General features: G+C 37.4%; 15 protein-coding genes. 8 read left to right on the top strand and 7 right to left on the bottom strand.

Features of this window, described 5'->3' with window-relative positions; all coding sequences use genetic code 11:
* The first annotated feature begins 74 nt into the window (after window positions 1-74).
* Window positions 75-974, top strand: coding sequence for an AraC family transcriptional regulator (locus HMPREF9456_RS08220; protein WP_006843035.1), 900 nt, complete (start codon window positions 75-77; stop codon window positions 972-974).
* Here HMPREF9456_RS08220 and HMPREF9456_RS08215 read toward each other — a convergent pair.
* The gene (locus HMPREF9456_RS08215) at window positions 967-1884 is read right to left on the bottom strand and encodes an endonuclease/exonuclease/phosphatase family protein (RefSeq protein ID WP_006843034.1); all 918 of its coding nucleotides are present in this window, start codon (window positions 1882-1884) and stop codon (window positions 967-969) included. The genes HMPREF9456_RS08220 and HMPREF9456_RS08215 overlap by 8 nt on opposite strands.
* Before the next feature lie 285 nt (window positions 1885-2169).
* Between HMPREF9456_RS08215 and HMPREF9456_RS08210 the strand changes: the two genes are divergently transcribed.
* Entirely contained in the window at window positions 2170-3333 is a 1164-nt protein-coding gene (locus tag HMPREF9456_RS08210) for an acyltransferase family protein (protein ID WP_006843033.1), read from the top strand.
* A gap of 164 nt (window positions 3334-3497) precedes the next feature.
* Here HMPREF9456_RS08210 and HMPREF9456_RS08205 read toward each other — a convergent pair whose 3' ends face one another.
* A complete protein-coding gene (locus HMPREF9456_RS08205; RefSeq protein ID WP_006843032.1) occupies window positions 3498-3926 on the bottom strand; it encodes a GNAT family N-acetyltransferase in 429 nt (142 codons plus the stop codon).
* Between the two features lie 344 nt (window positions 3927-4270).
* On the opposite strand from HMPREF9456_RS08205, the gene HMPREF9456_RS08200 reads away from it, so the two are divergent.
* Window positions 4271-4819: a DNA-3-methyladenine glycosylase I gene (locus tag HMPREF9456_RS08200; RefSeq protein WP_006843031.1), complete on the top strand. Its 549-nt coding sequence runs from the start codon at window positions 4271-4273 to the stop codon at window positions 4817-4819.
* A gap of 318 nt (window positions 4820-5137) precedes the next feature.
* On the opposite strand, the gene HMPREF9456_RS08195 is transcribed toward HMPREF9456_RS08200, so the two are convergent.
* Both HMPREF9456_RS08195 and HMPREF9456_RS08190 read right to left on the bottom strand, forming a co-directional pair.
* On the bottom strand, window positions 5138-6136 hold the full coding sequence (locus tag HMPREF9456_RS08195) for a class II fructose-bisphosphate aldolase (protein ID WP_006843029.1): 999 nt from the start codon (window positions 6134-6136) through the stop codon (window positions 5138-5140).
* 171 nt (window positions 6137-6307) lie between these two features.
* Window positions 6308-7213, bottom strand: coding sequence for a sugar phosphate nucleotidyltransferase (locus HMPREF9456_RS08190; protein WP_006843028.1), 906 nt, complete (start codon window positions 7211-7213; stop codon window positions 6308-6310).
* A gap of 442 nt (window positions 7214-7655) precedes the next feature.
* Between HMPREF9456_RS08190 and HMPREF9456_RS08180 the strand changes: the two genes are divergently transcribed.
* The 5 genes from HMPREF9456_RS08180 (at window position 7656) to HMPREF9456_RS08160 (ending at window position 15353) form a co-directional block, all read left to right on the top strand.
* Window positions 7656-8951, top strand: a complete 1296-nt coding sequence (locus HMPREF9456_RS08180; protein ID WP_006843026.1) for a mechanosensitive ion channel family protein — start codon at window positions 7656-7658, stop codon at window positions 8949-8951.
* 184 nt (window positions 8952-9135) lie between these two features.
* A complete protein-coding gene (locus HMPREF9456_RS08175) occupies window positions 9136-9609 on the top strand; it encodes a MarR family winged helix-turn-helix transcriptional regulator (protein ID WP_006843025.1) in 474 nt (157 codons plus the stop codon).
* 13 nt (window positions 9610-9622) lie between these two features.
* Entirely contained in the window at window positions 9623-10741 is a 1119-nt protein-coding gene (locus tag HMPREF9456_RS08170) for an efflux RND transporter periplasmic adaptor subunit (protein ID WP_006843024.1), read from the top strand.
* A gap of 32 nt (window positions 10742-10773) precedes the next feature.
* The gene (locus HMPREF9456_RS08165; protein WP_006843023.1) at window positions 10774-13944 is read left to right on the top strand and encodes an efflux RND transporter permease subunit; all 3171 of its coding nucleotides are present in this window, start codon (window positions 10774-10776) and stop codon (window positions 13942-13944) included.
* A gap of 2 nt (window positions 13945-13946) precedes the next feature.
* On the top strand, window positions 13947-15353 hold the full coding sequence (locus HMPREF9456_RS08160; RefSeq protein ID WP_006843022.1) for an efflux transporter outer membrane subunit: 1407 nt from the start codon (window positions 13947-13949) through the stop codon (window positions 15351-15353).
* A gap of 271 nt (window positions 15354-15624) precedes the next feature.
* Here the strand turns inward: HMPREF9456_RS08160 and arsA are convergent, their stop codons facing one another.
* From arsA to HMPREF9456_RS08145, 3 genes are all read right to left on the bottom strand, one after another.
* Window positions 15625-17343, bottom strand: coding sequence for an arsenical pump-driving ATPase (arsA, locus tag HMPREF9456_RS08155; protein ID WP_006843021.1), 1719 nt, complete (start codon window positions 17341-17343; stop codon window positions 15625-15627).
* 96 nt (window positions 17344-17439) lie between these two features.
* Window positions 17440-17760: an arsenite efflux transporter metallochaperone ArsD gene (arsD, locus tag HMPREF9456_RS08150; protein ID WP_018074869.1), complete on the bottom strand. Its 321-nt coding sequence runs from the start codon at window positions 17758-17760 to the stop codon at window positions 17440-17442.
* 44 nt (window positions 17761-17804) lie between these two features.
* Window positions 17805-18035 carry a thioredoxin family protein gene (locus HMPREF9456_RS08145; RefSeq protein WP_006843019.1) on the bottom strand — a complete coding sequence of 77 codons (231 nt, stop codon included), beginning with the start codon at window positions 18033-18035 and terminating at the stop codon, window positions 17805-17807.
* Window positions 18036-18066: the final 31 nt, after the last annotated feature.

The raw sequence follows: 18066 nt of genomic DNA, 5'->3' as shown, positions 1-18066 counted from the left end.
AAGATAGACTAATTTTGCTAAAAAGATGGATTATTATTGCTATTTTTATCTAATATCTAAAATAGAATGAAGTGATGCAGATAAAACATGGATTTCAGGGACAATGGAGTATAATACTACCATACTTTATTGTCGATAGGATGGGTAAGAATCAAATGATGAATGATTTGTATTTTCATTCCTTAGGATATTTTCCCAATGCAAAATATCATTATATAAACAGGCCCGAGGGATGTCCCGAAAATATTCTTATATATTGTACCAAGGGTGGAGGATGGATCGAACTGGATGGAAAAATACAAGCTGTGAGCGAGAATCAGTTTGTTATATTGCCCCCAAATAAAGCACATAGCTATGGTGCTAGTGAGTCGAACTCATGGTCAATTTATTGGATACATTTCAAAGGTTATAAATCTGAATTATTCTCGAAAATATATGGGAAGGTAATTTCTTTGGATTCCGAAAATACGTTACGTATTGACGAGCGTGTCAAACTATTTGAGGATATATATAATGTTTTGCTCGATGCGCATGATGATAGTGCACTGCAATATGCAAATTTTGGATTGGCTTATTTTCTGGGTTCTATTTTGTACGTAAAAACAGATAGAAATCCTACAACGGAAAACAAATACGGAACTTCTCTAATACATTTGGCAACGCACTATATGAACGAAAATATAGGGAATAAACTGAAGTTGTCCGATATTGCAGGACATTTTGGATATTCTGTTTCTTATTTTTATCGGTTGTTTTATAAAAACATGGGTATTGCTCCGATGGAGTATTTCAATCAACTCAAGGTGCAACGTTCTTGTTACTATTTGCTGAATAGTACAATGAAGGTGAATCAGATATCAATTATGGTTGGTTTTGATGATCCTTACTATTATTCTCGCCTTTTCAAAAAGATAATGGGAGTATCTCCTGTAAAATATCTGGCTGCCAACAAACAACCCGTTAAACTTACTTAAGTACAAAAGTGCTTAAAACAGCTCTATGATCTGAAGGATAATTTTTAAATCGGATATCACTCAGAGGGCTTTCTTCTCCTACAATCTGAGAATTTTTCAACTCTATTTTTTCACCCGAGAAAAGAACGAAATCGATACGGTCGAGAACTTCTTTATATGCAGTAGTTTCAGGCAGTGTAGTCCAGGTGTGTCCCGGCTTTCTCACTTCATCAGGATAGAATGTGCGATATGAATCTTTCATGCCGCCCTTTTCTGAAAATACCTTTGTAGAAGGCCACTCAACTGCTGTTTTACAGAGTCCTGCATCAGCAGCTTTTGCTGTCCAGTCGAGATACGAGGGCTCGTTGAAATCGCCTGTAAGAAATATCGGATAACCCTCTTTTCTAACTTCTATTATATCAGCAATATTTGAGTCTACAGTGCTTCCTCTCGATTTAATTGCGGAGGCTATCGCTTCTTGGGCAGAGTGGAGTATAGGGCCGCCACAATATTCTATGCCATTCAGTTGGTAAGGTTCGTAAGGGCAGTACATAAGATGAACATTGAACATCCAAACAAAATGGTCTTTATCGATCTTTATCTTTACTCCATGATTGTTTGCTGAGGTATCTACAATCGGATATTTTGTAATGATGGTTCGTCCTTCGAAAACGTATGAATGCCAACCCAGACTATCGGCAAGATGAACGGCTGTATTTTTTTCTTTATGAGTTGATTCCTGAATACCAATTATATCGGCTTGGCTTTCTACAAAAACTTTGCCAGTTGCACCAATGGAAGAGCCTCCTCCATGCCAGATGTTAAAACTCATGACTTTCAGTTCTATAGGCGCAACAGATTGTGCCTTACTGTGTGAGCATACAATGAAAATGAAGAGTATAATCAATAGTGCTTTGTGAGAAAATTTCATTTGGAATTGGGCTTAGGTTAATAAATTATTGAATGATTTTAAGTAAAATCAATGCTATTCAAAGGTATATAAAATTACTTTCTTTTTGTATATTTTTTAATGTATTTGTCATTCTGAATGTTAATGAAGGTTCTCGATAATTTTTACTACGTTCAAAAGGACAAAGAGATACAAAAAAGAAAAGTTTGGAACAGTTCATAAAATAAATAGACTTTTGTTCGTATACTCTGTTCGTTTATTATATTTGTGCTGTTTTAGATCTAAACTATTAGAAATAACTATATAATGGAAGCAAAAGCTAGCAGTCGTCTTTTATCTCTCGATGTTTTGAGGGGTATAACTATCGCCGGAATGATACTTGTGAACAACCCCGGATCATGGGGACATATATATGCTCCGTTAAGACATGCCGAGTGGAATGGATTAACTCCTACAGACCTTATCTTTCCGTTTTTCATGTTCATTATGGGTATTTCTACCTTTATCTCGTTACGAAAGTTCAACTTTGAGTTTTCTGTGCCCACGCTAAGAAAAATACTGAAACGTACATTCGTTATATTTCTTATCGGTCTGGGACTTTCTTGGTTGGGTGTTTCATTCGGTACATATCATGCTTTAGCTGCCGATAATCTAGGGTTTTTGGAACGGCTGGGTAGATCCGTCACCAATTTTGAACATCTGCGTATTCTGGGCGTAATGCAACGATTGGCTCTTACCTATGGTATAACATCTCTGATCGCTATCTTTATAAAACATAAGTATATACCGTATATAATTGTAGTTGGTTTGGTTGGCTATTTCTTGCTTTTACTTTTCGGGAACGGATTTGCTACCGAAGGGTACAATATCCTTGCGGTGACAGATCAGAGTATTCTGGGACTGAATCATATGTATACAGAGTTCGGTCTCGATCCCGAAGGAATTTTAAGCACTATTCCTGCTGTGTGTCATGTATTGATTGGTTTTTATTGCGGGAAAATACTGATGGAAACAAAAGATAATCAACAAAGGATGCTTCACCTGTTTATAATAGGTGCAATACTTACTTTTTCGGGCTTTCTGTTGAGTTACGGCTGTCCTATAAATAAAAAGATATGGTCTCCGACATTTGAGCTTACAACATGTGGATTGGGTGCTACTTTCTTATCGCTGCTTATATGGATTATCGATGTGAAGGGGTATAAGAAGTGGTCGGTGTTTTTCGAATCGTTTGGAGTAAACCCTTTGTTTATCTATGTTTTAGCGGGTGTTATGGCTACTATTGCCGATGGTATACATTTCAGTAGCAACGGAGTAACTACTAATCCTAAATATTATTTATATAACGATCTCTTGCAACCTGTATTGGGTGATTACTTCGGATCATTAATTTTTGCAGTGCTTTTTGTTTTTATAGCATGGTTGGTAGGCAATGTCTTGTATAAAAAACGTATATATATAAAGATATAAGCATTTAAGTCCTAAAACAGAATTGTTGCCGCAATCGCTCTTCTTTATTTTTTACCACAGAGTAAAAAGAGTAACACAGAGTTTTTTTGCAATACAACAAATACGTCCTTATTCTTTGCCAATTACTTAATAGAAATTATAGTTGCCTTTTAAGTCAACTAGCTTTAATCTACATCTATTCTGTAAACATTTGTTTCACGGAGGTTGAACCCTAATTTCTGGTACAGCTTGTTGGCTGCTATGCGGCTTGGGCTCGAAGTGAGATTGATACTTGCTACATTCAGCTTTTTAGCAAAGTCGATGACGTACTGTAGCATCTTTTCTCCAATGGATTGTCCTCTGGCATGTTGGTCTACAATAACGTCTTCTATCCAGGCTCTTGTCCCCGATGGTATCTTTACGATTACTAAAGTGATTGTTCCCACTATCTGAGGATTGGAAGCGATAAAAATATATTTGTTTTTATCATTAACTATATGGCTTAAGTCTTCCATCTGAGGAGCTTTCAAATGCGGAGCAAGTTGTGGCATCAGTCGGGAGAAGGCTGATACTATATCCGGTGTTACTTCTTTTATTTGTTTTATTTCTACCATCTCTATTTCAGTTGTATTACAAATATAGCATCTTTATTTTTTAATGCTAAAATTGTCTATTATAAGGGGTCTTTGACATATTATGATTCGTACACTTGAGTGTATGATGAAGCACCAAAAGGTAACATGAGAAAATATAGTGAAAAGTGTTACTTTTGTTACTTTTTAGCTGTAACTTGTGTGTAGTTAAGCGTTTGTGTTTTTGCGAATATGTCACTTTTATATATTTGGAGAACCGAAATTTCAATATTTAATACTAGCGCAACGGATTAACAAAGAAAATCCTTATTTTGCAGCCTGAATAAGCAATTCTGAACTTTTGTTGAAATATAGAAAGAAATAAAATGAGCTATTGTGATTATATAAAAGGGCTCGCCCACGGAGAAAAAGATCAGCATAGGACGTATCATGACAACCACTATGGTTTTCCTATCGATGATGATAATGAACTTTTCGAGCGTTTGGTGCTTGAAATCAATCAAGCAGGGCTAAGTTGGGAAACAATACTAAATAAGCAATCCGGCTTCAGGAGTGCTTATAATAACTTTGATATCACTACCGTAGCAAGCTATGGAGATGAAGAGCGAACCCGATTGCTCAATGATGCAGGTATAATAAGAAACCGACTGAAAATAGATGCTGCTATACACAATGCGAATGTGATTCTACTGTTGCAAAAGGAGTTCGGCTCTTTCAAAGGCTGGTTAGATTTACATCACCCCAAAACAAAGGAAGAGTGGGTGAAGCTTTTCAAAAAGACATTTAAATTTACAGGAGGAGAAATTGTAAATGAATTTCTGATGAGTACGGGTTATTTACCGGGAGCTCATGATGAAGACTGTCCGATATTTTGTGAGATAGGAAAGCATAATCCCAAGTGGATGGAAAAGTAGGCTTATTATTGGGATACTACTTCTTAAAGGTTATTTTTATGACATCTTATTAACTTAATAGAGCGTATTCACCCGGTTGATCGTCTTATGATTATTGAATGAGTTGGTAAAAGAAAATACCTGTGCCTGAAATTGTTGATTAATGAGTATTATTGTATGTTCATAATAATGGCTTTTGATAAAATTATACATAAATAAAAAAACTACAAATTTTGTAATCTGTAGTTTCATATTTAAACAATATTTTGTACAAGGTCGATCAAAACAAAAAAGGTTGTCTAATATAGACAACCTTTTTTCTACTATATAAAAGTCTTTTTATTCAGCTTTTCCTGCACTACCTAACACAGCTTCAATTTTGTGTTTGTATAGTTTCTTCATATTGTCGCGAGCTGGTCCAAGATATTTACGTGGGTCAAATTCAGCAGGTTTAGTTGCAAATACTTCACGAACAGCAGCAGTCAAAGCAAGACGGCTGTCAGAGTCGATATTGATTTTGCAAACAGCTGATTTTGCAGCTCTACGAAGTTGTTCTTCCGGGATACCGATTGCATCTTTAAGTGCACCGCCATATTTGTTGATAGTTGCTACTTCTTCTTGAGGAACAGAAGATGCTCCGTGAAGAACGATAGGGAATCCAGGAAGTTCTTTTTCGATAGCTTCAAGGATGTCGAAACGCAATGGAGGTGGAACTAAGTGACCTTTCTCATCTCTTGTACATTGTTCAGGAGTAAATTTGTTTGCTCCGTGAGAAGTACCGATAGAGATAGCCAAAGAGTCGCAACCTGTTCTTGTAGCAAAGTCTACTACTTCTTCAGGTCTTGTATAAGTATGGTGTTCTGCAACAACTTCGTCTTCTACACCTGCTAATACTCCAAGTTCGCCTTCAACTGTTACACCAAACTGATGTGCATATTCTACAACTTTCTTAGTTAGAGCAATGTTTTCTTCGTATGGAAGGTGAGAACCGTCTATCATTACAGAAGAGAATCCTGAATCGATACAGTCTTTACATGTTTCGAAAGTATCACCGTGGTCTAAGTGAAGCACGATTTGTGGTTTTTCCCAACCTAGACTTTTAGCATATTCTACAGCACCCTGTAGCATATAACGTAATAAAATAGGGTTAGCATATTGACGAGCACCTTTTGATGCTTGAACAATTACCGGAGATTTTGTTTCAGAAGCAGCCTGAACGATAGCCTGCAATTGTTCCATGTTATTTACATTGAAAGCAGGGATAGCATATCCTCCTTTTACAGCTTTTGCAAACATCTCTTTAGTGTTTACTAATCCTAGGTCTTTATAACTTACCATTGTTGTTAAATTTATTATTATATAATGTAATATTTATTGAAATTCATGCCTTTTTGCTATCCAAGGTGTACAAATCTCGTTAATTCGTGTTCCCACCTATAGATTACTATGCAAAAGTAACAAAAAATAGTGATAAAAGATTTCAAAATAGTATAAAATAACCTTTTAGGTTTATTTCCATAAAGGAGTCGGATATTCACCTTTTTCTACTAACTTTTGAAGCTTCTCAACTACTCCATCTCTATCTTCTGCATACGTCACACCAAACCACTTGGATGGAGTATCCAATACCTTAACGTCTGCTGTTTTGTTCAAAATTAAATGATCTACTACCAACGGGATAAAGTATTCGGCTTTGTGGTTTCCTTCGTTCGCCTCTAAGAACTTAACAAAGTACTTGTCAGAATGTTCGAAATAGTCGGGAGTGAAGCCCCACATATTCATCGAAACAGGAGCGTTTTCGGGTAATTCGAACCAATAGTTTTCTGCGTCTTTGTACTGAATAACACCGTCTTTGCGTTCGATGTGGGTGCGTTCTACAATGCTGGTAAGGAAATGATTGTCATTTGTTTCGCAAACGCCTCTTGCCACAGCTCCACTTTCCGACAAGGTATTACTTAATCGGTATCCCACCATGCAATAATGGTTTTCTGTGCCGTTCATCGCTATCAATTGTTTCGCTAGTATTTCATAGCTTTCGCGTCCGTAGAAGTCATCAGCATTGATCACAGCAAACGGTTCGTGTATTACCTCCTTAGCCATCATTACAGCATGATTTGTACCCCAAGGCTTTTGTCTGTCGGGATGTAGTGTAAAACCCTCAGGTAGGTTGTCCAATTCCTGATATACTACTTCTACCGGTATATGCTTTTCGTATTTGGATATAATCTTTTCACGAAATTCTTTATCAAATGTTTTTCTGATAACAAAGACTATTTTTCCAAATCCGGCTCTAAGAGCATCGTAGATCGAATAGTCCATAATGGTTTCGCCATTGGGACCAAGACCGTCAAGTTGTTTCAATCCGCCATAACGGCTTCCCATGCCTGCAGCAAGTACGTACAAGGTTGGTTTCATAAGTATATTGTTTTTCGATTAGTAATTTTCAGGCGCAAAGATAGTTTATTTATAGTTTAATAAGAATAGTGATGCGATATATTGTATTCACATTTGTTGTGTAATCTTATCTGTGTCTTTGCTTTATTCTTTCGGAAAAGATTTATAGAAGATCGTCTGATTATAGATCGAGCGAAGAAAGGAGAATACAATCTTAACGAAAATTTGATGAATTTTGTTTCTTTGCCTATCTCTTGTTCGATCTTAAAAAAGGTTAAGGTTTGTTTAGTTTTTATACTATATACTTTTGTTAGATTTAGGCTTTTTATATTTGTTGTGAACATGCAATTTTATAAAATTTAGGAGATAATAGTTTTAGAAGAAGTCGAATTATTTCATATATTTATATGTTTCGAAGTATGAAGGTGGATTTTAATACAAATGAAGTAATAAAATGATAGAAATGGATTCAAAGGAGATACAGACTGAAGCAGGTTCGATAACCAAAACAATTGCTCTATGGATACAAGACTTTTTGATAGGATTGGGCGTTCCCGAACAGGGTATAATATATACTAAGCTGATTGTGTTATTTGCATTAGTTGTAATAATAGTATTGTGCTTGCAATATTTGTTAAGGAGAATTTTGCTTTTTGTTTTTCATAGAGCGGTTAATATAACAAAACTATCTTTTATTAATTATACAATAGAAAACAGGTTGCCACATTACCTTGCGCTGATAGGCCCTTATTCTTTTGTAAGAGGAACGATTCCCGTAGTATTCTATGATTTCCATACTATGATTACCCCGATGCTTAAAGCTACGGATGTATATATGGTGTTCATGGTTATCTGGATTATAATGTCAATTGTTAGGTCATTTGGCGGTGTTTTGCAAGAAAAACCGGCTTTCCATAATAAACCTATGAAAAGTTATTTTCAGGTTGTTCAAATCGTATTGTTTATTTTTGGAGCTGTTGTTATTTACTCTATCCTCACAGGCAAGTCGGCTACTACATTCTTTGCAGCAATGGGAGCGGCTTCTGCTATTCTGATGTTATTGTTCCAAGATTCAATAAAGGGATTTGCGGGGAGTATTCAGGTTACGACTAACAATATGGTTCAAATCGGAGATTGGATTACAATGAACAAATATGGAGCAGATGGCAATGTAGAAGAGATAAACCTTACAACCGTCAAAATCAGGAATTTTGATAAAACAATAACAACCGTACCTACTTATGCCTTGATTTCCGACTCGTTCCAAAACTGGAGAGGAATGCAAGATTCGGGGGGGAGACGTTTTCGTAGAGCTCTGAACATAAAACATAATACAATACGATTCTTAACCGATGATGAACTAGAGCGGTATAAGGAGATTGATGGATTAAAAGAGTATATCACAGCTAAACAAAAGGAATTTTCGAAGATGCCAAAACGGGAGGGCTTGTTGTCGAATATGTATCGGATAACAAATAGCGATTTGTTTCTTCAGTATGGGATATATTATTTACGCAACCATCCGAGGATTGATAAGAACCTCACTTTGCTGGTAAGACAATTGCCTCCCGGACCTCAAGGGTTACCAATAGAACTATATACCTTTACTAATACTACTGTATGGGCTGATTATGAACTTATATTATCTGAAATAGTAAATCACTTTATTGGTATCGTCAAATATTTTGATCTCACGATATTTGAAGAGTCTTCGGGAAGTGATATTTTTGATGTATATATCAAAGAAAATGTAAAATAGTAAATTTTGTATTCTCTTACTGGCAGTGCCTTTTCGTAAATAATAATAGCGAAAAGGCATTTTTTTTGTAAATGAATGTTATTTATTTTTTAAAAAACGTTAATATTGTAAATTAATTTGGCTGTATTGTGTGCTTATAATAAGTGCGCTTATTACTTTTGTCCCGAAATATAAAAACTATTGAATGGTGGGAAATTGTAATAAGTTAGAAGATTCCAATGATGATATAGGTTATTTAATTTGGAAAGTTTCTAAATATTGGCAGAGAGGGAAGCTCCGCCTGTTAGGAGAGTTTGGTCTAACAGGTTCACAATTGGAGTTGCTTGGAGCTATCTATCATATGTCGAGAGAAAATATTGAAGCTACACAAATTATTCTGTCGCAAGAGACAGGTATTGATCCTATGACTACTTCTACTATATTAAGAAATCTTCAAAAGAAAGGTCTTATAAGTAGGAGGGAAAGTGTAACAGATACTAGGGCCCGAATTGTGGAAGTAACCAAATCAGGCTCGGAGCTTTTCGAAAGAGCTATTGCTAAAGTAAGGGAAGGGCAAAGCTTATTATTTGAGAATATTGATTGTGAAGCACTGAAAACTCAATTGCAGATTCTTTTACAAGAAATAGAACGATTTAATAAAGTAACAACAGGTAATTAAATATTGATTAGGTATGAATTTAAGACAGATTGTTTTTGGAGCAATAGCTCTAATGGTTATAACATCATCTTGTGGTGGAGGAGCCAATCCTTTTGCGCAGACTAATACGGCACCGCAAGAATATAAAACAGCCGTACTAAGTGAAGAAAGTGTAGAACTTGAGACTGTATATCCGGTTACTATCAAAGGCCAGGAAGATATCGAGATCAGACCTCGTATAGATGGATTTATTGATGCCATTTATATAGACGAGGGCTCTGTAGTAAGAAAAGGACAGGCGTTGTTTAAGATTAACTCACCATCAGCTATTCAGGCTGTGACAACAGCTAAGGCTGCGGTAGCCAGTGCCGAAGCTCAGTTGCAAACAGCGAAGCTGAATGTAGACCGAATTAAACCATTGGCAGACAAAGGAATTGTTAGTACAACTCAGTTGGCAACTTATCAAAACGCATACAATGTAGCTCTGGCTACAAAGAACCAGGCAGAAGCAACTTTGGCAAATGCAAATGCAACGTTAGGTTGGACAAACGTGACAAGCCCTGTTGACGGAGTTGTTGGAACCATCTCCTTCCGTCAGGGAAGTTTGGTTAATAACTCAAATGTTTTAACTACAGTTTCGAGCATAGGGAATGTCTTTGCGTATTTTTCATTGAATGAAAAGGATCTTGTATCCTTGTTAGCTAACTTGCCGGGGAAAAATCAGGCTGAAAAGATCAAAAATCTACCTAAGGTATCGCTGAGAATGGCTGATGGAACAATGTATCCGGAAAAAGGGGTTATTAAAACGATATCAGGTCAGGTGAATGTAACTACCGGATCTGTAAACTTGAGAGCCGAATTTACTAATCCTGAAGGTCTTTTGCGTAGTGGTTTCAGCGGAAATCTTTTGATTCCTAGATATATTGAAAAAGCCCTTGTTGTACCGCAGGCAGCTACATTGACCAAGCAAAATAAATTGCTCATCTATAAAGTTGTTAGTGATTCTATAGCTGTTCAAACACTTATAGATGTTACTGCTACTCCTGATGGCAAAAGATACGTTGTTACAAACGGACTTGCGCCTAACGACCGAGTTGTAGTAGACGGTATTGCAACATTGTCTGACAGTGCTAGGATTATTGTCAAGAAATAGATAATTTATTTAATAAATAAAATAAGGAAATAATGTTAAAAACATTTATAGAAAGACCTGTGCTTTCTACTGTTATTTCTGTCATCATTGTAGTATTAGGTATTATTGGGTTGGCAACGTTGCCTGTAGAACAGTATCCTGATATTGCACCTCCGACAGTACAGGTTCAGGCTACCTATCCGGGTGCAAATGCGGATGTGGTATTGAATAGTGTGGTTATTCCTCTCGAAGAGCAGATAAACGGAGTGGAAGGGATGACATATATGACATCGTCAGCAAGTAATGGTACGGCTACCATTAAGGTACTCTTTAAGCAAGGAGTTAATCCTGATATTGCATCGGTGAACGTACAAAATCTAGCAGCACGTGCAACACCATTGCTTCCCCAAGAAGTGACACAGTTAGGGGTAATTGTATCAAAACAGCAGAATAGTACATTGTTAGGTTTGACTTTGAGTACCAATAACCCTGACTATGATGGAGAATTCCTTCAGAATTATGCTAACATTAACATCTTACCTCAGATAAAGCGTGTATACGGTGTTGGTAATGCCAGTGTGTTCGGTGCAAGAGACTACTCGATGCGTGTTTGGCTAAAGCCTGACGTAATGGCTGCTTACAAGATTTCTGTACAAGAGATTTCTGCAGCATTAGCAGATCAAAATATAGAAGCAGCACCGGGTGAATTAGGCCAAAATAGTGATCAGTCGTTCCAATATACGATGAGATATACAGGAAAGCTGAAAACCGAAGAAGAATTTGGAAATATCATATTACGTTCTCAAGATGGACAAATTTTGAGATTGAAGGATGTTGCTAAAGTTGAGTTGGGTTCGTTGAGCTATAGCGTTGTTTCTGAAACAGACAAAAATCAGTCTGTATTTATAATGATCTACCAAACTGCAGGATCAAATGCACAGGAGGTTATTAAGAATGTTAAGACTGTATTGAATGATGCTGAAAAAACATTGCCTTCTGGAGTTAAGATCAATTATATAATGGACTCCAGTGAGTTTTTGGATGCATCTATAGAGAAAGTAATCCATACGTTGATTGAAGCCTTTATATTGGTGTTTATAGTAGTGTTTGTATTCTTACAGGATATTAGATCTACTCTTATTCCCGCTATAGCAGTTCCTGTTGCCATTATAGGTACGTTCTTTTTCTTGCAGGTGTTTGGGTTCTCTATAAATCTATTGACACTGTTTGCTTTGGTGTTGGCTATAGGTATTGTGGTCGACGATGCTATTGTCGTCGTCGAGGCGGTACATGCGCAGCTCGATGCCGGAGAAAAAGATCCTAAAGTAGCTACAATGACAGCCTTGAAAGAAATTGCACCTGCTATTATATCTATTACGCTTGTGATGTCGGCGGTGTTTATTCCGGTCAGCTTTATTGGAGGAACTTCAGGTATATTCTTCAAGCAGTTCGGACTAACTCTCTCTATTGCAATTCTTATTTCGGCGGTCAATGCATTGACTTTGAGTCCGGCTTTGTGTGCTCTCTTTTTGAAGCCACATGATGAGGAGCATAAGAGCAAAGGTTTTATCCAACGCTTCTATTATTACTTTAATATGACTTTCAACAGTGCTACTCAAAAGTACAAGAAGAGTCTTCACTTCCTTGGAAGAAAAGGGCATCGTTGGATTACAGTAGCTATAATCATTGTATCGTCAGTTGTTTTATTCGGGTTGATGAAGCTGTTACCTACAGGTTTTGTGCCTAATGAGGATAGTGGTGGTGTACTTGCCTTTGTAACATTACCTCCCGGATCTTCATTGGAAAGAACAGATTCTGTTGTTAGCGAAGTTGTTAAAATAGCTCATGATATAGAAGGTGTTAAGAGTGTTACAAACATTACAGGGGTTAACTTTATGGCTGGTATGAACAGTTCTTACGGTACTCTAGTCGTGAAAATGGAGCCTTGGAATGACCGTAAATTGTCAACGAATGAAGTGTCTGCAATCCTTAAAGAAAAGACAAGCAAGATAAAGGGTGCTACCTTCTTCTTTGTGGCCACTCCAACCCTTCAAGGTTTTGGTTTGGGAGCAGGCGTTGAGATGCAATTGCAAGACCGTACGGGTGGCGATATCAACAAATTTAATGACGTTGCTCAAAATATTATTCAAAAATTGCGGGCTAGGAATGATGTTGTTCTTATGGCCATGACCAACTTTAATCCTGCTTTCCCTCAAAAAGAGATATCGGCAGATTTACCAAAGATTAAAGCAGCTGGTCTTACTCTTAGCGAAGTAATGGGATCATTACAAGCTTATGTTGGTAGTTCATATGCTTCAACGTTCAACTTGTATGGAAAACAATTTAGGGTAGTACTGCAAGCATCTCCTGAATATAGAAGACAATGGGATGATCTGAGTGGTTTGTTTGTAAAAACAAAGACCGGAGAGATGGCTCCAATTACAGAATTTCTTCATGTAGAAGATATTGTAGCTCCTCCAACATTGAGCCGATTCAATATGTATTCATCTATCGACTTGACTGTTATACCTAACTTAATTGACGGAAAGAGCACCGGTGACGTGTTACGTCTATTGGAAGAATGGTCTCAAGATAAAACTATTTTCCCTGATGGATATACCTTCGAGTATTCAGGTATGACTCGAGAGGAGGCTAATAGTGGAAGTCAGACAGTATTAATATTTGGTATTTGTTTGATATTCGTTTATTTATTGCTGTCGGCCTTGTACGAAAGTTACATTATACCATTGGCTGTATTATTCTCTTTGCCGGTGGGACTTGCCGGAGTATTTATATTCTTGATGATATTCGGTCTTTCGCGAGGGATTGTAAATAACATATACGTCCAAATATCGATGATTATGTTAATTGGGTTGCTGGCTAAGAATGCTATCCTTATTGTGGAATATGCATTGCAGCGACGCCAGCAAGGTATGAGTATCGTGGAAGCTGCCGTAAACGGAGCTGTAGCACGTCTTCGCCCGATTTTGATGACTTCCTTTGCTTTCATTGCAGGTATATTGCCTCTGATGTTTGCTTCAGGAGCAGGAGCTATCGGTAACAGATCGATTGGTATTAGTGCTGTAGGGGGTATGTTTATTGGGACTATGCTTGGGGTACTGGTTATTCCTTCCCTATATATTATATTCCAGACAATACAGGATAAGATAAGTAAATCGGGTATGATTAACTCTAATGATGAGTTTATTAATAAAAACCAATAACAATGAAGAGAAAATATATAAAAGGTGTGGTTCTGTTGGGGGTAATACTCTCAATGGGATTCACCTCCTGCGGAATAGTAAGTAACTATAAAGCTCCTGAAATAGACTCGCAAGATATGTTTAGGGGAGAAAATCCCACAGATACAACTACGATTGCAAATATCCCGTGGAGGGAATATTTTACAGATCCTGCCCTTCAGGCTCTTATTGATGAAGGATTGGCTAATAACTTTGATCTGAGAATAGCTTATACCCGAATTCAACAAGCGGAAGCAGGTCTGGTCGTTGCTAAATCTGCGTATTTCCCAACTATAGCTTTAGCCGGTCAGGTGACGCACACTCGGGGAAGTATCAAAAACGGAAAAGAAAGAGTATTAGGATATGAAACAGGTACTCAGTTTGGATTGGGCTTCGCCGTACAATGGGAGGCCGATCTTTGGGGGAAACTTAGTAGCAAGTCGAGAGCTCAGTACGCTAATTTAGTAAGTACTCATGCCTATCGCAACTTGATACAAACATCATTGGTAGCCAATATCGCAACTACTTATTATTCTCTATTGGCTTTAGACGAGCAATTAAAGATTACGAAGGAGACCATAGGTTTGCTTAAAGAATCTACTGCTACTATGACGGATATGATGCAGGCCGGGTTGCTTAACCGTGCAGGGGTTAAACAGAGTGAAGCATTGCTATATAATACGCAAGTTAGCGTACCTACACTAGAGAGTCAAATAAGACAATTAGAGAATTCTCTTTCTGTTCTTGTTGGTCGCAAACCTGGTCCGATATATAGAACTGCTATCAAAGATCAGTCTGTTCCTACACAATTACAATATGGTGTTCCTGCACAAATGTTGGCGAAGCGTCCGGATGTAATCCAAGCTGAAATGGGATTCAGATATGCATTTGAAATGAGGAATGTTGCTCAGCGGTCTTTATATCCTTCATTGACACTGGGTACGTCAACAATAGGTTATGCTTCTAACACATTGTCTCAGTTTTTTCAACCAGCCAATATATTAGCTAATATAGTAGGAGGTTTAACGCAGCCTATTTTTGCCGGAAATCAGCTGAGAGGACAATATAAAGTGGCTAAAGCTCAACAGGAAGAAGCATTGTTGACATTTGAGCAAACAGTCTTAAAAGCAGGACAAGAAGTTTCTGATATAATGTATATTTACGAATCCTCGTTACGTAAAAACGAAGATAGAGCAAAACAAGTGGAAGCCCTCTTTACTGCAGTGGATGATACTAAAGTGTTGCTTAAAGCCGGAGAGGCGAATTATACAGAAGTGCTAAACGCGGAGCAAAATCTGTTGCAAGCACAACTTGGACAGGTAAATGATAAGCTCGAACAGCTTCAGGCAACTGTTAATTTATACAGGGCGCTTGGAGGAGGTGTAGAGTAATACAATCTGATACATACCAAATATTAATAAGGATATTCGTGATGAATATCCTTATTTTTTTGTGCCGATATTTCCTTAATTTAACCCAAAAAGTATTCTTATTCGGATTGGGACAATCCTGTAAAACCTACTCAAGATATCTTAAGCAAGAAATATGGCTTTAATGACAAGCTTATTCGTAAGACTATTGTTGATACTGAAATTCTAAAGAAAGGGAATAAATATATTGATTTTGAGATTCGAATGATAAGGGTGAATAATTTGTAAAAGTTTATACTTTATCTTTCCATTCAATCACGGCAAAATTACCGTTAGAAATTTCATTTACTTTCTCAATCCACTGAATCTCGCTTTGTGCCTTCGCTTTCAGAAACGGACTGATTGTTGGTGTAAGTAATAAACTTGAATTTACCAGCCACCATTTGTTTTTAATTCCTGCACGTCCCAAATCCTGTTGCAAACGTTGCGCTTCAAATACGGGCGTTGTTTCCGGTAAAGTAACTATAACGACTTCTGTTTCCTTCTCATTACGCAAGCGTGGGAGCAAATTTTTAACAGCAGGTGTTATATTACCCTGTGTACGTTCTACTTCTTTATGATAACTTTGTGTTGAATCCAGAAGTAATAAAGTATGTCCTGTCGGTGCGGTATCAATTACTACGACTTCATTATCTGCTTTTGCTACAATCTCAGCAAAGGAATTGAAAACGGCTATTTCCTGCGTACATGGAGAACGCAAATCTTCTTCGATATAACTTAAATCGGCATCGCCCATTGTTTCCCTTGCTTTCTCCAGTACATTCTTCTGGTAGGCTGCCAATACTGCTCTTTCGTCAATATGGCTTACTGTTATACCTTCTACCTTTGTCTCGATGAAAGATAGGTGATTGGCAGGATCGGTAGTTGTCAGATGCACTTTTACACCTTTTTGTGCTAACCCCCTCGCTATATTGCCTGCAATGGTTGTTTTTCCTACACCACCTTTGCCCATTGTAAAGATTACCCGTTTGCCTGAATTATAGAGATCGTCAATGATATTGTCAATTGTCTGGAAACCTTTCGTATCTATTTCTGCGAATTTTGTCTCAATTTGCATGTCACTATTCAGCATATTACGGATATTGTCAATCCCTGTCATGTTATATGAGCGAAGGGGTACAAAATAAGTCTTGAGTTTTAATAACACTTCGGAACGGCTGTTGAGCGCATTTTGCTGGCGTTGATATATCTGTTTGGAAACTGTATCGTTGTCATCATAATTTTCCAACACACCGTTTATTATCAGATTGTGAGATATGATATTCAAGTCCAGTAGTTCTTTGGAAGAACGTTCGACTTCTTTCAACGGACTTTCATCGGGTCGGCCAACCAATATCAGGGTGGTTTGTTTGCTATCGGAAAGGGTATTAACCGCATTTTTATACACCTCTTTTCTGTCCTCTAATCCAGACAACTGCCCTAAGCAGGATGCTCCCGTTGTATTTTCTGCAATAAAAGTATCCCACGCAGATGGTAATTGAAGCATGCGCAGTGTGTGTCCGGTAGGTGCGGTGTCGAAGATGATGAAGTCAAAATCTTTACGTTTCCTCTCATCGGTAATAAAGTCCGAAAATTCGTTGAATGCTGCTATTTCAATGGTACATGAGCCTGAAAGCTGTTCTTCCATATTCGTGATTACACTTTCGGGCAGTTTACCTCTAAAGGGTGCGATAACCGATTCCCTGTATTCGGCTGCTGCCTGTTCGGGATCAAGGTTTACAACGGTGAGGTTAGGTACTTCTTTTATTTGTTTGCCTTTGTTATCCAAGTCCATATTAAAGACATCCTGCAAGTTGGATGCAGGGTCGGTACTGATAAGCAAGACTTTCTTACCACTATCGGCGAGATTTACGGCTGTTGCACAAGCGATAGATGTTTTTCCTACTCCGCCTTTACCTGTAAAGAATATATACTTTGTCAAGTCTATTACTGAGGGATTGTACTTTTTCATATTTCTAATGTATTTATTTGTTTTATTTAGATAATAGCATCCCTTTCTATTCCTGTAGAACAGATTAAGTTGTTGTATAAGAGAGGGATATTTATTTTATTTTTTTACGGTAAGTTCTTCCTCTTTTACATTGAGCCATTCGGCTATCTGTGCGTTAGAGGGGTATTGTTTTGTCAATACTACTTCATCATCTAATGTTATGATAGGCAGTACATCAGCAGTTTCTTTCATCAGGCATTCATTAACCACCTTTGTATCTATATATACCTGTGGGTTATCTTTGAGGTTATAGCGTACTACGGGGATACCTTTTCGTTTCAAGGTTTCCACAACTATAGCTATACGCATCAGTTCAGGGTCTATATTTACACCGCATAATCCAGTCGGACAACATAATGCGGAATCATATATTTTCATTATTTTACGGTTATCTAACTTCAAATCCAACATAACCTTTTTATTTAATTGATTACTTGTTTTATTTCGTCTTCTGTCGGCACATATCCTTTTATCTTCACTTCGCCATCCACCACCACAGCAGGCAGTGACATGATGTTATATTTTACTATCTCCAGAATATCTTCCTCTTTTTTCAATGTAGCCGTATTGTTGTTTTCCGCAAGCACTTTGGCTACTTTGTCATAAGTGGTCTTGCATTTGGCACATCCTGTCCCTAATACTATTATTTCCATATCTTTTTAGTTTTAATTCTGATTTGATAAT

The organism is Dysgonomonas mossii DSM 22836, assembly GCF_000213575.1.
Taxonomy (GTDB): domain Bacteria; phylum Bacteroidota; class Bacteroidia; order Bacteroidales; family Dysgonomonadaceae; genus Dysgonomonas; species Dysgonomonas mossii.
This window is presented reverse-complemented; position numbering and strand designations above follow the sequence as displayed.

Coding starts and splice junctions, on each gene's coding strand:
- HMPREF9456_RS08175 (WP_006843025.1), top strand. CDS start 9,136: ATGGTGGGAAATTGTAATAAGTTAGAAGATTCCAATGATGATATAGGT.
- HMPREF9456_RS08190 (WP_006843028.1), bottom strand. CDS start 7,213: ATGAAACCAACCTTGTACGTACTTGCTGCAGGCATGGGAAGCCGTTAT.
- HMPREF9456_RS08205 (WP_006843032.1), bottom strand. CDS start 3,926: ATGGTAGAAATAAAACAAATAAAAGAAGTAACACCGGATATAGTATCA.
- HMPREF9456_RS08170 (WP_006843024.1), top strand. CDS start 9,623: ATGAATTTAAGACAGATTGTTTTTGGAGCAATAGCTCTAATGGTTATA.
- arsA (WP_006843021.1), bottom strand. CDS start 17,343: ATGAAAAAGTACAATCCCTCAGTAATAGACTTGACAAAGTATATATTC.
- HMPREF9456_RS08200 (WP_006843031.1), top strand. CDS start 4,271: ATGAGCTATTGTGATTATATAAAAGGGCTCGCCCACGGAGAAAAAGAT.
- HMPREF9456_RS08220 (WP_006843035.1), top strand. CDS start 75: ATGCAGATAAAACATGGATTTCAGGGACAATGGAGTATAATACTACCA.
- HMPREF9456_RS08160 (WP_006843022.1), top strand. CDS start 13,947: ATGAAGAGAAAATATATAAAAGGTGTGGTTCTGTTGGGGGTAATACTC.
- HMPREF9456_RS08210 (WP_006843033.1), top strand. CDS start 2,170: ATGGAAGCAAAAGCTAGCAGTCGTCTTTTATCTCTCGATGTTTTGAGG.
- HMPREF9456_RS08180 (WP_006843026.1), top strand. CDS start 7,656: ATGGATTCAAAGGAGATACAGACTGAAGCAGGTTCGATAACCAAAACA.
- HMPREF9456_RS08145 (WP_006843019.1), bottom strand. CDS start 18,035: ATGGAAATAATAGTATTAGGGACAGGATGTGCCAAATGCAAGACCACT.
- HMPREF9456_RS08215 (WP_006843034.1), bottom strand. CDS start 1,884: ATGAAATTTTCTCACAAAGCACTATTGATTATACTCTTCATTTTCATT.
- HMPREF9456_RS08165 (WP_006843023.1), top strand. CDS start 10,774: ATGTTAAAAACATTTATAGAAAGACCTGTGCTTTCTACTGTTATTTCT.
- HMPREF9456_RS08195 (WP_006843029.1), bottom strand. CDS start 6,136: ATGGTAAGTTATAAAGACCTAGGATTAGTAAACACTAAAGAGATGTTT.
- arsD (WP_018074869.1), bottom strand. CDS start 17,760: ATGAAAATATATGATTCCGCATTATGTTGTCCGACTGGATTATGCGGT.